Origin of the sequence: Kocuria gwangalliensis, from assembly GCF_039544365.1 — a bacterium.
In the GTDB taxonomy this organism is placed as follows: domain Bacteria; phylum Actinomycetota; class Actinomycetes; order Actinomycetales; family Micrococcaceae; genus Kocuria; species Kocuria gwangalliensis.
Genome location: NZ_BAABLN010000013.1, coordinates 26,956 through 41,345, shown reverse-complemented (window position 1 = coordinate 41,345; position 14,390 = coordinate 26,956). Strand labels below are relative to the sequence as shown.

Below are 14,390 nucleotides of genomic sequence, written 5' to 3'. Positions count from 1 at the left end.
CGAGCGAGTTAATTTGACCTGGTCCTTAACATAATGGGGTGACTCAACTGACCGACACCCTGGTGACTGCCGCCCCCGACGCCTCCGATGTGCCCGCCCCCGGATACGAGGTGCGCACCCTGGGCTGCCAGATGAACGCGCATGACTCGGAGCGCATCACCGGTCTGCTCGAAGCAGCGGGCTATGTACCCGCCGTCGATCGAGACCCCGATCTCGTGGTGTTCAACACCTGCGCGGTGCGCGAGAACGCTGACAACAAGCTGTACGGTCAGCTCGGTCAACTGGCACCGGCCAAGAAGCGCAATGAGCGCATGCAGATTGCCGTGGGTGGATGTCTCGCCCAGAAGGACCGCTCCACCATTGTGGAGAAAGCCCCGTGGGTTGATGTGGTCTTCGGGACGCACAACATCGGTTCGCTCCCGGTGCTGTTGGAGCGTGCCCGTCATAATCATCAGGCCGAGGTCGAGATCCTCGAATCACTGGAAACATTTCCCTCAACCCTGCCCACCAAGCGCGAACAGGCCTATTCCGGATGGGTGTCCATTTCGGTGGGCTGCAACAACACGTGCACGTTCTGCATTGTTCCTCAGCTGCGCGGTAAGGAAAAAGACCGCCGCCCCGGGGACATCCTGGCTGAGGTGCAGGCGCTCGTGGATTCCGGCGCGGTGGAAGTCACCCTGCTCGGTCAGAACGTGAACTCCTACGGCGTGGAGTTCGGTGACCGCGGCGCGTTTGCCAAGCTCTTGCGCGCGTGCGGTGAGATCGCGGGGCTTGAGCGCGTGCGTTTCACCAGCCCGCACCCCGCGGCGTTCACCGATGACGTGATTGACGCGATGGCCGAGACCCCCAACGTCATGCCGCAGCTGCACATGCCGCTGCAGTCGGGTTCGGACCAGATCCTGAAAGACATGCGTCGCTCCTACCGTTCCAAGAAGTTCCTGGGGATCCTGGAGCGGGTTCGTGAACAGATCCCCCATGCCGCCATCACCACGGACATCATTGTCGGCTTCCCCGGTGAGACCGAGGAAGACTTCCAGGCCACCATGGCCGTGGTCGAGGCGTCCGAGTTCTCCTCCGCATTCACGTTCCAGTACTCGATCCGCCCAGGCACTCCTGCCGGGGAGATGGAGAACCAGGTACCGCACCACGTTGTTCAGGAACGATTTGAACGACTGACGGCCCTGCAGGACAGGATCAGTGCGCGGTTGAACCAGCAGCTGGTTGGTTCCACGGTGGAGATCCTGGTGAGCGCCCACCAGGGCCGTAAGTCGCGGAGCACCCACCGTTTGAGCGGCCGCTCCCAGGACCAGCGACTCGTCCATTTCTCGGTGCCGGAAGGGGCTGAGGCGCCTCGCCCCGGTGACTTCGTGACGGTCCCCGTGACCGCGGCCGCGGCCTACCACCTGTTGGCCGACCCCAAGGACTCAACCGAGTACTCGCTGCGCCGCTCCCGGGGCGGGGACGCCTGGGACGCAGCGCAGGCGGATTCGTGCGGCACCGGTGGTTCCGGTCAGCCCGGCACCGTGGGCTTGGGCATGCCGGCCCTGCGTACCGCATAGGGTGGCCGCCATGTCGTGGCCGTCCGACGGGCCGCCCCTGGTGGCCGTGGTCGGACCCACCGGAACCGGCAAATCCGATCTCGCCCTGGCCCTCGCGGAGCACCTTGACGGCGAGGTCGTCAACGGGGATGCCCTCCAGTTCTACCGCGGCATGGATATCGGCACCGCCAAACTCGCGATGGTCGAGCGGCGGGGGGTCCCGCATCACCTCCTCGACATCATGGACATCTCGGAGGAAGCCTCGGTCGCCGGGTTCCAGACGGACGCACGGGGCGCCATCGACGACATCGCTGCGCGCGGCAAAGTGCCGATCCTCGCCGGCGGCTCGGGGTTGTACGTTCGCGCGGCCGTGGACTTCATTGAGTTTCCCGGAACGGATCCCGCGGTGCGAACACGATTGGAGAACGAGCTGGCCACCCGGGGCCGCGGCGCGCTCATGGCGCGACTGAGCGACGTCGACCCCCCATCCGCGGCGCGTGTCAAGGACGACCGCCGCCTGGTTCGTGCGCTGGAGGTCTACGAAGTCACGGGGCGTGCGTTCACCTCATTCATGCCGCAGCGCGCGTACGTGCGCCCCACGATTCAGCTCGGCCTGGACATGGAGCGAGAGGTCCTCAACGACCGCCTCGCCCGGCGCATCGACGCGATGTTGGCGGCGGGTTGGCTCGACGAGGTGAGCTCGCTGGAGCGGCAGGGCCTACGCGAAAGTCCCACCGCGGGCAAGGCCCTGGGCTACCCGCAGCTCTTGGACGTACTTGCCGGGGTACGGACCGTGGAAGCGGCCCGTGAGGACACCGTGGTGGCCACCCGACGCTTCACGAAACGCCAGCGCACGTGGTTCCGCGCGGATCCCCGCGTGCACTGGCTCAATGCGGCTCACCCCGGAGGTGTGGCCGCACTCGCGCAGGAAGCCGCGGCATTGATTCAATCCGCGTAAACTGTCGGCCGTGACTGAAACTGTGGATCGGGGAGTGAACACCGTGGACTGGCGTGAATTGGTGAACCAAGAAGTGGTCAAGGCCCACGGAACCGGAAATGACTTTGTGGTCTTCACGGACGAGAACGGCGAGATCACGCTGACCGCGGACACCGTGGCGGCCGTGTGCGACCGCCACATGGGTTTGGGTGCGGATGGTGTGATTCGCGCGGTCCGGGCCACCGAGCTGCCGGAGGGCCGGAAACTCGCGGAACAAGATCCCTCTGTCGAATGGTTCATGGACTACCGCAACGCGGACGGTTCCATTGCGCAGATGTGCGGCAACGGGGTCCGTGTTTTTGTGGATCATCTGGTCCGTGAGGGTCTCGTGGAACTTCCGCAGGGATCGCAACTGCGGATCGGAACCCGCGCGGGTGTTCGCTCGGTGGCCCGCACGGACGGCGGTTATGCCGTGGACATGGGCCCGTGGAGTTTCATGGCCGGCGGGGACGCGCGGGACAAGGGCTCGGACGCCGTGGTCACGACCGACGGTTTGACCGTCCCGCGCCCGGGTGTGTCGATCAGCATGGGTAATCCCCACACCGTGGTGGCGCTGTCCGAGGAGGACAAGCTGGACCGGCTGGATCTGCGCCGTGCGCCGTCGGTCTCCCCGGAGCCCGAGGACGGCACCAATGTCGAATTCGTGGTGCCGGTGGACCACGACGACACCGAGGTCGGTCGGATTCACATGCGGGTGTTCGAACGCGGCGTGGGGGAGACCCACTCGTGCGGTACCGGCGCGTGCGCCGCCGCCGCGGCAACCCGCTTCTGGGGCGGCGCAGAAGCCCCTGACCGCTGGTTGGTGGACGTGCCAGGGGGCGTGCTGTCCGTGACGTTCGTGCCGGCCACGGACGGTACCGAGCACGTCGTGCTGGCCGGTCCCACCCGCGTGGTCGCCCGCGCGGTTCTGGTGTAACCGTAGTGGCCCGGCCGTAGCCTCCGGTGCCGGGAATGACGGCGCTACCGCGTGCGTTGCACTGTCAGAATTCGGAAACCCTTGTCCGTGGCCGCGCGTTCGATCGTGAACTCGGCGGCGTCGAGGGCCGTGCCGAGCCAGCGCTGCAGTGAATCGCCACCCAGGTTCTTCTGCACCACCAACCAGGCGGTTCCGCCCGGGGCCAGGCGGGGCAGCCACGTCAGCAGAATCTCGTGCAAAGCCTCCTTGCCCACACGAATGGGCGGGTTGGACCACACGGTGTCGAACTGTCGTTGCCGGGGCACATCCTCCGGCCGGTAAGTCTCCACACGGGTCAACCCGTGGGTCTGCGCGTTGCGACGTGTGAGCTCCAGGCTGCGGTCATTGACATCGACCGCGGTCACGGTGGCTTCCGGATCGGCCAACCCCATGGCCAGGGTCAACGGGCCCCAGCCACAGCCAATGTCCAAGAAGTGCTGACCGTGCGGCTCGGGGACGTTGCGCAACAGCGCGGCCGTTCCCTTGTCCAGATCACCGGGGGAGAACACCCCGGCGGCGGTACGAACCTGCACCTTGCGGCCTCTCAGGTCCACCGACATCTGCCGAGGTTTCTCCGGCAGGGACGGATCGGTCACGAAGTAGTGCTGAGGGTGCGGTTCTGTGGCCATGGCTCCACATGTTATCGCTCAGTGCTCCGTGTCGGGGTGCGGCGATAGACTGAACGAACTACCAGCAGCTTGCAGATCAAGGAATTATGACTGAATCTCACCGCCCCGAAGACTCCCAACACCGTTTTCCGGTGAACTCCGGAGAACCCTCGGGTGCCGATCTCGAAGACGTCGTCGCCAGGGTCCTGGCTCGCGCCCGTGCACAGCAGGAACCGACCATCTACAGGAACGCCGCTGAAGACGCCACTGATCAACGCCGCGACCCGCTGGGCCGCGCCCGAGAACTCCACGACGAGGATTCGCACTTCTCCGACGCCGACGGCGAGCAGCAGGACCTCGCCGAGCGCCACGCCCTCCGTCGTGTTGCCGGGCTGTCCACCGAACTCGAAGACGTCACCGAGGTCGAATACCGCCAGCTCCGGCTGGAACGAGTGGTCCTGGCGGGGCTGTGGTCCGCGGGAACGCTCGCGGACGCGGAGAACTCACTCCGTGAACTCGCCGCGCTCGCGGAGACTGCCGGTTCGGAGGTCATGGACGGCATGCTCCAGCGTCGCGTGAACCCGGACCCCGGAACCTACTTGGGGTCGGGCAAGGCACTTGAATTGCGCGATGTGGTCGCGGCGACCGGCGCTGACACCGTGGTCGTCGATGCCGAGCTCGCACCCTCACAGCGCCGTGCGCTGGAGGACGTCGTGAAGGTCAAGGTCATTGATCGCACCGGGCTGATCCTCGACATTTTCGCTCAGCACGCCAAGTCCAAGGAGGGCAAGGCCCAGGTCGAGTTGGCCCAGCTGGAATACATGCTTCCCCGCCTCCGCGGGTGGGGTGAGTCCCTGTCCCGTCAGGCCGGTGGCCGTGCGGCGGCCGGTGAGGGCATTGGTTCGCGCGGCCCGGGTGAAACCAAGATCGAGCTCGATCGACGCAGGATCCGTCAGCGCATGTCCAAACTGCGTCGCGAGATCGAGGCCATGAAACCGGCCCGTGAAACCAAGCGGCTCAACCGCAAACGCTTCTCGGTGCCGTCCGTGGCCATTGCCGGCTACACCAACGCCGGGAAGTCGTCGCTGCTCAACCGCCTCACGGACGCCGGTGTGCTCGTGGAGAACGCGCTGTTCGCCACGCTGGATCCCACCGTGCGCAAGGCGGAAACGCCGGACGGTATCGGCTACACGCTCTCGGACACCGTGGGTTTTGTGCGTTCGCTGCCCACTCAGTTGGTCGAAGCCTTCCGCTCCACGCTGGAAGAAGTGGCGGACGCGGACGTGATCGTCCACGTGGTGGATGCCTCTCACCCGGACCCCGAGGGTCAACTCAAGGCCGTCCGCGATGTCCTCACGGACGTGGGGGCGACCGACATCCCGGAATTAGTGGCGCTCAACAAGGCAGATGTCGCGGATCCCGTGGTGCTGGGTCGTCTCCTCAACCATGAGAGCCCTTCCGTGGCCGTCTCCGCCCGCACGGGCGAGGGCATCGAGGAGCTCAAACAGCTGATCTCGAGGGCCATTCCCCGTCCGGATCATGAACTGGACCTGCTGATTCCCTACGTCTACGGTGAGGTGGTCTCACGACTGCACGCCCAGGACGCTGAGATCCTCCGAACGGAACACACTGAGGACGGCACCCGCCTGCGCGTGCGCGTGCGGGGGAGCCTCGTGCCGGAACTTGAACCGTACCGGCTCGGAGCGGCGCAATCGGGGGACACCGAAGAATCCGAACCGGGCGCGGAAACCGCATAGGTATGGCAGACCCGTTCATTGACGAGAGCGGGCGGGACATTTCGGACATCCGGCCCGAAACCCTGCCCGGAGCCAAGGACTCCCTCGAGCTCCTGGACGCCGCCGTGACCGCCATGGGCGGGCAACGGCGGGAGGGCCAGCGTTTCATGACCGCCAAGGTGGCCGAGGCGCTGGACTCGGGCAAGCACCTGCTGGTCCAGGCGGGCACGGGCACGGGCAAGTCGCTGGCCTACCTGGTTCCGGTGTTCGAACACGCTCAGACCGCGGACAAACCCGTGATCATCTCCACCGCAACCCTGGCGCTGCAGTCGCAGGTCACGGGCCGTGACGTACCGCGCGTGCTCGATGCGGTCGAGGAACACCTGGCGCACCGGCCCAACGTTGCGCTGCTCAAGGGTCGCTCGAATTACGCGTGCCTGCACAAAATAGGTGGCGGTTACCCCACCGACGACGACGCCGCGCTGTTCAATCTCGCCGATCCGGCCGGTGCCGCTCGGGCCGGGGAGACCGCGGTGGGCAAGTTGGGCCAGCAGGTCAAACGACTGCGGGAATGGGTCGAGTCCACCGAGACCGGTGACCGTGACGACGTGCAGCCCGGTGTCTCCGATGCAGCCTGGCGGCAGGTTTCCGTCACCGCGCGCGAATGTATTGGCCGCAAATGCCCGCTGATCGAGGAATGCTTTGCCGAGAAGGCGCGATTGGCCGCCGGCGAGGCGGACGTGGTGATCACCAACCATGCGTTGTTGGCCATCAACGCCTTCGAGGGTTTGGCCGTGTTGCCCGAACACGACGTGGTGGTCGTGGACGAGGCCCATGAATTGCGGGACCGGGTGACCGGAGCGGTCACGGGCGCGCTGTCCGGTGCGGCCGTGCGAGCCGCAGCCAGCGGCGTGCGCAAACACACCGCCGCCCCGCACGATGATTTGGACAAGGCCGCGGACGCCTTCGACCGCGCCTTCAACGGCGATCCGAACGGACTGCTACCGCGGGGTTTCACCGAGGAGCAGGTCTATGCGGTGCGCGGCGTTCAGGACGCGGCCCGTTCCGGGCTCAGCGCAACCAAGGGCGATTCCAACGCGGAGGACGCCGGACGACATGCCGCGCGTTCCCGGCTGTCGGAACTTCTCGACACCGCCGATCGGATGCTCAGTGCCAATACGGATCACGACGTCCTGTGGATCTCCCGCGTGGGCCGCTGGGACCAGTCCTCCGGATACGTGTCCCCGGATGCGGGGGAGCCGGCAACCCTGAACATTGCTCCGCTCAGTGTGGCCGGCGCCCTTCGCGAAGGACTCTTCGACGGCCGCACGGTCGTGCTGACCTCGGCCACGCTGGCGGTGGGCTCATCGTTCTCATCCGTGGCCGGCGCTCTCGGTCTGCAGGGCGCCGGGTCCCCGCCGTGGCGCGGTGTGGACGTGGGAAGCCCGTTCAATTATCCCAAGCAGGGAATTCTGTACGTGGCCAGGCACCTGCCCAAACCGGGCCGGGGCGTCTCCTCGGACCAGTTGGCGGAACTGGCCGAACTGCTCAAGGCCTCCAACGGCGGCGCCCTGGGGCTGTTCTCGTCCCGCCGCGCGGCCGAAGAAGCCGCTGAAAAACTACGTGAGCTGATCGACACCGACATCCTCTGCCAGGGTGAGGCGTCCCTGCCGTCCCTGGTGAAGGAGTTCACCGACGACCCCACCGCCAGCCTGTTCGGCACCATGAGCCTGTGGCAGGGCGTGGACGTGCCCGGCAACTCATGTCGGTTGGTCGTGATTGACCGCATCCCGTTCCCGCGGCCGGATGACCCCTTGGGAACCGCCCGCACCCGTGCGACCGAACGAGCGGGCGGCAACGGCTTCATGGCCGTGTCAGCAACGCACGCGGCGGTGAAGCTCGCTCAGGGCGCGGGACGCCTCATCCGTTCAAGTAACGACCGCGGCGTGGTGGCGGTCCTGGATTCACGACTGGCGACGGCGCGCTACGGCACCTTCCTGGCCAAGTCCCTGCCGCCGCTGTGGCCCACCGCGGACAAAGCCACGGTCCTGGGCGCCCTGAAGCGGCTGAGCAGTTCACAGTAGTCCTACAGCCTTCACCCGACGGGTTGGTGTCGTCACCGATGACGGTGGGCAAAGACCCCGGTGAATCACAGGGACCGGAAAACCGACACGACCTTGCCCATCACGGTGGCGTGATCACCCAGGATGGGTTCGTACTGCGTGTTCTGGGGCAACAACCACGTGTGTCCGTCGCGTTGGCGGAAGGTCTTCACCGTGGCCTCGTCGTCCAAGAGGGCCGCAACGATCTCACCGTTGACCGCCGTGTTCTGTTGGCGCACCACGACCCAGTCCCCGTCGCAGATGGCGGCGTCGATCATGGAGTCACCCGAGACCTTCAGCATGAACAGGTCACCGTGGCCCACGAACTCGCGCGGCAAGGAGAACACGTCTTCGACCGACTGCTCCGCCGTGATGGGACCACCGGCGGCGATTCGGCCGACCAGGGGCACCGATGCCATGGAGCCGTCAGAGCTGCTCGCGGGCAGCTGATTGATGTTGTGCACCGAGCCGGTGGGGGACGTTGAAGCCCGTTCCGCGGTGTGGGGCTCACCCAGTTCACGGGCCAGTTCGGTCTCGGAGAGTGGACGAAGAACTTCCATGGCGCGGGGGCGCCTTGGATCCCTGCGGATGTACCCCAGCTTCTCCAATTGACCCAGTTGGTGGGTCACGCTGGACAGCGATGCCAGGCCCACGACGTCGCCGATTTCGCGCATGGACGGGGGATAACCGCGCTCACCGATGGAACGCTGCACCGCGCTGAGGATGGTGCGCTGGCGAGCGGTCAGTGGCCGCTGCGAACGCGGGGACTCCGAACCGGAGGGGGAAGGTGTGCTCACGAGTTGGGTCCTTTCACCGTGTGTCCACCGCGGGATCAACCGCGAGGGATGCCGTACTCGCCGAGCTCGATCCGGGCGCTTATGCGTGTCGGAAGTGTTCGATCAACTAGTACGGGCGTTGCTTAAAGACTAGTGCCCCCGGAGTGAGGACTCAAACACATGTTCGATTTTTCCCTCGACAAGGTTCGTACACCCGTGCTAGAACTTAACTCCGGTATTCGAAAACGTGTTCTAACACCGGGAAAAGGGTTCGAACACCCTGCCGCCTTATCCCGCGGTTACCGGAGAGATCACCAGGAGGTTGCCATGACCACACGCATCTTGCCCACCAGCGCTCGCAGCATTGCTCGAGCACCCAAGCTCAATCTCACCCGCCGAGGGCGGTTCGTCTTCATTGGGGTACCGCTCATTACGGGTGCCGCGGCGCTGCTGGTGGTCGCGGTCATTTTCTTGCTGCCCACCACGGTTCAGGCCAACAGCGAGCCCGTGGGTGACCCGGTGACCCATACCGTGAGCGTTCAACCCGACCAGTCACTGTGGGAGATCGCGTACGCGGCTGATCCCCAGCGCGACACCCGTGAAGTCATGGACGACATCGTGGAGCTCAATGGATTGGCGTCCTCGGAGATCTCCGCCGGCCAACTGCTGGAGGTCCCCGCACGCTGAATCGTGCGAAGGCACCCCCGGCGCTTAAGCTAGGGGAGTGAGCCAAAATCTCGATCGTTTAGAAGCCCTGCCCTTGCGTGAGAATTTACGGGGCATGTCCCCGTACGGTGCCCCCCAACTCGATGTTGCGGTGGCACTCAACACCAACGAGAACACTCACCCCGTTCCGCAACCGGTGGTGGATGCCATTTCGGAGCGCGTGTCTCAGGCCGCCGGGCAGCTCAATCGCTACCCGGATCGGGAGTTCACGGAACTGCGCACCGCGCTCGCCGGTTATCTGGGCCACGGTCTAGGGGCTGAAAACCTCTGGGCCGCCAACGGGTCCAATGAGATCCTGCAGCAAATCCTGCAGGCCTTCGGGGGTCCCGGCCGTTCGGTTCTCACGTTCGTCCCAACCTACTCGATGTACCCGCTGCTGGCCTCCGGGACCGGTACCGAGTTCATCGCGGGCCGGCGCGCAGAAGATTTCACGTTGTCGGCCGAGTCCGCCGCAGCGCAGGTTCGCGAGCACACGCCGAACGTGGTATTCCTGTGTTCACCCAATAACCCCACCGGCACCGCGCTGGGTTTGGACGTGGTTCGGGCCGTGTACGAGGCCGCTGCGGAATCCGATTCCATGGTCATTGTGGACGAGGCCTACGCGGAATTCGCCCGGTTCGGCACACCGTCTGCGTTGACCCTGCTCGAAGGCCGCCCTCGGCTGATTGTCACTCGCACCATGAGCAAGGCCTTTGCCCTGGCCGGGGCCCGACTGGGCTACTTCGCCGCGGCCCCCGAGGTCACGGATGCCATTCGCCTGGTGCGGTTGCCCTATCACCTCTCCGCCGTCAGCCAGGCCACGGCCTTGGCGGCCCTCGAACACAAGGACGTCCTGCTCAGCACGGTGGAAGACATCAAGATGCAACGGGACCGCATTGTGGACGATCTCAAACGCCTGGGTCTCGCACCCGCGGAGTCCGATTCCAACTTCGTGTTTTACGGCGGCATGGCAGACGCGCAACGGATGTGGCAGCACCTCCTGGATCACGGGGTGCTGGTGCGCGACGTCGGAATCCCCGGCCACCTGCGGGTGACCGCGGGCACCGAGGATGAGACCACCGCGTTCCTGACCGCCGTGGAGAGCTACCTCCAATCCGCGTGAGCCGCGGGTCGGGCCTCCGACGGTCACCGGGCGGGCGGGTCGGGCCCGCCCAGTAGACTGGATATCGCCGCTGTTTCCGGCGGGCACTTGCAGAAATCGAGGAGTCACACCCCGTTATGTCCCCAACCAACTCACCTCGTACGGCCGTGGTGGAACGCGTGACCAGTGAATCCACGGTGCGCGTGGAACTCAACCTGGACGGCACCGGTCAGTCCACCATCGAGACCACGGTGCCCTTCTACAACCACATGTTGACGGCGCTGTCCAAGCACTCCCTGATCGACCTCAACGTGCAGGCCCACGGGGACACCGACATCGACGTGCACCACACGGTCGAGGACACCGCCATTGTGCTGGGCGATGCCTTCCTGCAAGCACTCGGTGACAAGAGGGGCATCCGTCGTTTCGGTCACGCCACCATCCCCCTGGACGAGGCACTGGCTTCGGCGGTCGTGGACGTCTCGGGTCGCCCGTACGTGGTGCACACCGGCGAGCCGGAGGGTCAGCAGTACCACTTGATCGGCGGGCACTTCACCGGCTCCATGACCCGCCACGTCTTCGAGTCCTTCGCCTATCACGCCCAGTTGTGCCTGCACATCGACGTCATTCGCGGCCGGGACCCGCATCACATCGTGGAAGCGCAGTTCAAGGCACTGGCCCGCGCGCTGCGCGAGGCCGTGGAACCCGATGCCCGCATGGCCGACGCCATTCCGTCCACCAAGGGGGCCTTGTGAATCCCGAGAACGACCAGGTGACCGACTCCGAGCAGGCCCCGTGCGTCGTCGTTCTCGATTACGGCGCCGGCAATGTGCATTCCGCCGTGCGAGCGCTCGAAGCCGCGGGAGCGAGGGTCAAACTCAGTGCGGACCCGGAGGACGTCATGGACGCCGACGGGCTCGTGGTCCCGGGCGTGGGTGCGTTCGCGGCCGTGATGGCCGGATTGCGGTCGGTCCAGGCTCCCCGGCTCATCGACCGTCGCTTGAGCGGTGGCCGTCCCGTCCTGGGTATTTGCGTGGGATTGCAGGTCATGTTCGATGAGGGTGTCGAACACGGTGAGCGCTCGGAAGGCCTGGCCCAGTGGCCCGGAACCGTGGAACGGTTGAACGCACCCGTGGTTCCCCACATGGGATGGAACACCGTGGAACCGCCGGAGGATTCGGTGCTCTTCAAGGGCATCGAGGACGAACGGTTCTACTTCGTGCACTCCTACGGTGTGCAGGATTGGAATTTCGATCAGACGATCGACCGCATGAGGGCACCCGGGGTCACGTGGTCCGAGCACGGTGGCCCGTTCGTGGCCGCGGTGGAGAACGGTGCGTTGAGTGCCACGCAGTTCCACCCGGAGAAGTCCTCGGCCGCGGGCATCGCGCTGCTGCGCAACTGGCTTGGCACACTGCCCCGGACCGGTCGCATGGGCGAACGCATGCCCGTGCGCGGCGTGGAGGTCGAGAAGTGACCTATTCCATGCTGACCATGGTGCTGGGCGCGTTCTTCGTGGGCGGTGCCATTTCTTTCAAACAGCAGAAGAAGCCCCTCTGGTCCGTGCTGCTGCTGGCGACCATTGCTCTGGCGCTGGTCGGTTACGGCGCGTATTCCTGGGTCACCTCCCTGTAGCGTCCCGCCGCGGCGCGGGCCGCGGCACCCACCTTGCACATCAATGTTGAATTTTTCGCGCGGTCTTCACCGCCGGTAAGGAGAACCATGTCCCAGGACACCACCCCCCGTTTGGAATTGCTGCCCGCCGTTGACGTGCAGGACGGTCAGGCCGTTCGCCTGGTGCAAGGTGAAGCCGGTTCGGAAACCGGTTACGGCGATCCCGTGGAGGCCGCTCTGCTGTGGCAGGAAGCCGGTGCGCAATGGCTGCACCTCGTTGATCTGGATGCTGCCTTCGGGCGCGGTGACAACATTGACGTGCTGCGTCGCGTGGCGGATCAGATCGAGATGAAGATCGAGATGTCCGGCGGTATCCGCGATGACGAATCACTCGAACGTGTCCTGTCCCTGAACCCGGCCCGCATTAACCTGGGCACTGCCGCGCTCGAGAACCCCGAGTGGACCCGGCGCGTGATTGCCCAGCACGGGGACGTGATTGCCGTGGGCCTGGACGTTCGCGGCACCACGCTGGCCGCTCGCGGTTGGACCAAGGAGGGCGGGGACCTCTGGGAGGTCCTGGACCGCCTCGAGGCGGACGGCTGCTCCCGCTATGTGGTCACGGACGTCACCAAGGACGGAACGCTCAAGGGGCCGAACGTCGATCTGCTGGCCGAGGTCGCTCGCCGCACCGACAAGCCCGTGGTCGCTTCCGGTGGTGTGTCCTCCCTGGAGGATATTGCCGCCCTGCGCGAGCTCGTCCCCGTGGGTGTCGAGGGCGCAATCGTGGGTAAGGCGCTCTACGCCGGCAAGTTCACGCTCCCCGAGGCGCTGGATGTGGCCGGTCGACCGAATGCCTGACGGGTCTTCCTCCCGGCCGCTGCCCGCCCACATTGCCGCGCAGTTGCGCTCGGCCGGCGGCGCGGAAGACACCGGCGGCCAGGCCTGGGAGGGTCGCAACCTGGGGGAGGGCACCAGCCACACGCACTTGTTCCCGGACGACGACGGCGCCTCGGCACCAGCGATCGCCTCCGCCCTGGCGGCGTGGCGGGGCGGGCACGCCACTGAGGCGGCAGTGGTTGCGGCACTACCCGGCATCAGGGTGTTCGTGCCGATCGTGGCTGAGGTCTCGCACTCGCAGATCACGGAACACGGACTCGTGTCCGACAAGGAAGCGGACATGGCCCTCGTGAGTGTGCGGACCGCTGACGGGCGTAAGGCCCTCCCGGTGTTCACCGCGGTGGGTGAGCTGTCCGCATGGAACTCCGAGGCGCGACCGGTCGCAGTGGATATCCGCAAGGCCGCCCTGTCCGCTGTGCAGGACGGCTCGGACCTCCTGGTGGTGAACCCCGCTGCCGACCCGGCCTTCGTGGTGCGTCGCCCGGCCATGTGGTGCGTTGCGAAGGACACGCCGTGGACGCCGTCGTACGCGGACCTCACCGTGGACGATGCCGTACTGCGTGCGGCACTGGGCATGGAGAACATCGTGTCCGCCCGCACCGAGCCCGGCCCCGGGATCCACGGACGCCGCTCCGACGGCGCGGTGCTGGACGGTGGGGCGACCGGGCCCGAACTCGTGATCGTGGTGCAGCTGACACCCGGACTGACCCAAGAAATGGTTCAGGCCACGATCGACCGGTACCAGCAGAAGCTGGCCACCGAGCCGATCATGGCCGAGAACGTGGATTCCTTGGGGCTGCGCCTGACCGTTTAGCCGAACACGGGTCCGGTGAACTTCTCACCGGGACCGGAGCCGGGGGCATCCGGGAACGGGGAGGCTTCGCGGAAGGCCAACTGCAGGGACTTGAGACCGTCTCGCAGGGGGGCCGCGTGTTGGGAGCCGATCTCCGGTGCGGCTGCGGTGATGTAACCGGCCAGCGCGGTAATGAGTTTGCGGGCCTCGTCCAGGTCCTTGAGTTCCTCGGCATCGTCACCGGCGGCCAGGCCGCACTTGACCGCGGCGGCGCTCATGAGATGCACGGCGGCCGTGGTGATGACCTCCACCGCGGGAACCTCCGCGATGTCGCGCATCTGCTCGTTCACAGCCGCTACGGTCTCGTCCGCTGCGCCGTGTCCGTCTTGGCCGTGGGGGTGGTCGTCGAATTCAAAGCGCTCGTTGCGCGGTGCGTCGGTCATGGATCTACTCTAAATCAGTCCCACCACCCCGGCGCACGGCCCGCTCACGGCCGCGGGGAGCCAGGGATCACGGCCACGGTTCGCGCACACCGCCGACCATGCGCTAAACTGTCGGGCAGTGTGC

General features: G+C 66.0%; 15 protein-coding genes. 12 read left to right on the top strand and 3 right to left on the bottom strand.

From position 1 onward, the window contains the following. Positions 1–47: 47 nt before the first annotated feature. Genes miaB through dapF form a run of 3 tightly spaced genes read left to right on the top strand, consistent with a single transcriptional unit; the run spans position 48 to position 3,451 of the window. The gene (gene miaB / locus ABEA06_RS06010; protein ID WP_345310934.1) at positions 48–1,559 is read left to right on the top strand and encodes a tRNA (N6-isopentenyl adenosine(37)-C2)-methylthiotransferase MiaB; all 1,512 of its coding nucleotides are present in this window, start codon (positions 48–50) and stop codon (positions 1,557–1,559) included. A 10-nt stretch (positions 1,560–1,569) separates the two neighbouring features. Next, a complete protein-coding gene (gene miaA / locus ABEA06_RS06005) occupies positions 1,570–2,496 on the top strand; it encodes a tRNA (adenosine(37)-N6)-dimethylallyltransferase MiaA (protein WP_345310904.1) in 927 nt (308 codons plus the stop codon). A 22-nt stretch (positions 2,497–2,518) separates the two neighbouring features. Further along, complete coding sequence (gene dapF / locus ABEA06_RS06000) at positions 2,519–3,451, top strand: diaminopimelate epimerase (RefSeq protein ID WP_425559501.1); 933 nt, start codon at positions 2,519–2,521, stop codon at positions 3,449–3,451. 44 nt (positions 3,452–3,495) lie between these two features. On the opposite strand, the gene ABEA06_RS05995 is transcribed toward dapF, so the two are convergent. Beyond that, on the bottom strand, positions 3,496–4,119 hold the full coding sequence (locus ABEA06_RS05995; protein WP_303381461.1) for a class I SAM-dependent methyltransferase: 624 nt from the start codon (positions 4,117–4,119) through the stop codon (positions 3,496–3,498). 86 nt (positions 4,120–4,205) lie between these two features. Here ABEA06_RS05995 and hflX point away from each other — a divergent pair, with 86 nt between their 5' ends. Beyond that, positions 4,206–5,855 carry a GTPase HflX gene (hflX, locus tag ABEA06_RS05990; protein ID WP_345310903.1) on the top strand — a complete coding sequence of 550 codons (1,650 nt, stop codon included), beginning with the start codon at positions 4,206–4,208 and terminating at the stop codon, positions 5,853–5,855. A gap of 2 nt (positions 5,856–5,857) precedes the next feature. Continuing rightward, the gene (locus tag ABEA06_RS05985) at positions 5,858–7,918 is read left to right on the top strand and encodes an ATP-dependent DNA helicase (protein ID WP_345310902.1); all 2,061 of its coding nucleotides are present in this window, start codon (positions 5,858–5,860) and stop codon (positions 7,916–7,918) included. 65 nt (positions 7,919–7,983) lie between these two features. On the opposite strand, the gene lexA is transcribed toward ABEA06_RS05985, so the two are convergent. Further along, complete coding sequence (gene lexA, locus ABEA06_RS05980) at positions 7,984–8,733, bottom strand: transcriptional repressor LexA (protein WP_303381458.1); 750 nt, start codon at positions 8,731–8,733, stop codon at positions 7,984–7,986. A gap of 306 nt (positions 8,734–9,039) precedes the next feature. Between lexA and ABEA06_RS05975 the strand changes: the two genes are divergently transcribed. From ABEA06_RS05975 to ABEA06_RS05945, 7 genes are all read left to right on the top strand, one after another. Continuing rightward, on the top strand, positions 9,040–9,399 hold the full coding sequence (locus tag ABEA06_RS05975; RefSeq protein ID WP_303381457.1) for a LysM peptidoglycan-binding domain-containing protein: 360 nt from the start codon (positions 9,040–9,042) through the stop codon (positions 9,397–9,399). A gap of 37 nt (positions 9,400–9,436) precedes the next feature. Further along, complete coding sequence (locus ABEA06_RS05970) at positions 9,437–10,540, top strand: histidinol-phosphate transaminase (protein WP_345310901.1); 1,104 nt, start codon at positions 9,437–9,439, stop codon at positions 10,538–10,540. 116 nt (positions 10,541–10,656) lie between these two features. Beyond that, positions 10,657–11,274 carry an imidazoleglycerol-phosphate dehydratase HisB gene (gene hisB / locus ABEA06_RS05965; protein WP_345310900.1) on the top strand — a complete coding sequence of 206 codons (618 nt, stop codon included), beginning with the start codon at positions 10,657–10,659 and terminating at the stop codon, positions 11,272–11,274. After that, the gene (gene hisH, locus ABEA06_RS05960) at positions 11,271–11,996 is read left to right on the top strand and encodes an imidazole glycerol phosphate synthase subunit HisH (protein ID WP_345310899.1); all 726 of its coding nucleotides are present in this window, start codon (positions 11,271–11,273) and stop codon (positions 11,994–11,996) included. Before hisB ends, hisH begins: the two co-directional genes overlap by 4 nt. After that, a complete protein-coding gene (locus tag ABEA06_RS05955) occupies positions 11,993–12,154 on the top strand; it encodes a hypothetical protein (RefSeq protein WP_303381453.1) in 162 nt (53 codons plus the stop codon). Before hisH ends, ABEA06_RS05955 begins: the two co-directional genes overlap by 4 nt. 87 nt (positions 12,155–12,241) lie before the next feature. After that, on the top strand, positions 12,242–12,991 hold the full coding sequence (gene priA, locus ABEA06_RS05950; RefSeq protein WP_303381452.1) for a bifunctional 1-(5-phosphoribosyl)-5-((5-phosphoribosylamino)methylideneamino)imidazole-4-carboxamide isomerase/phosphoribosylanthranilate isomerase PriA: 750 nt from the start codon (positions 12,242–12,244) through the stop codon (positions 12,989–12,991). Further along, a complete protein-coding gene (locus ABEA06_RS05945) occupies positions 12,984–13,844 on the top strand; it encodes an SseB family protein (protein WP_345310898.1) in 861 nt (286 codons plus the stop codon). Before priA ends, ABEA06_RS05945 begins: the two co-directional genes overlap by 8 nt. Here the strand turns inward: ABEA06_RS05945 and ABEA06_RS05940 are convergent. Then, a complete protein-coding gene (locus tag ABEA06_RS05940; protein ID WP_396415735.1) occupies positions 13,841–14,161 on the bottom strand; it encodes a DUF1844 domain-containing protein in 321 nt (106 codons plus the stop codon). The genes ABEA06_RS05945 and ABEA06_RS05940 overlap by 4 nt on opposite strands. Positions 14,162–14,390 lie beyond the last annotated feature (229 nt).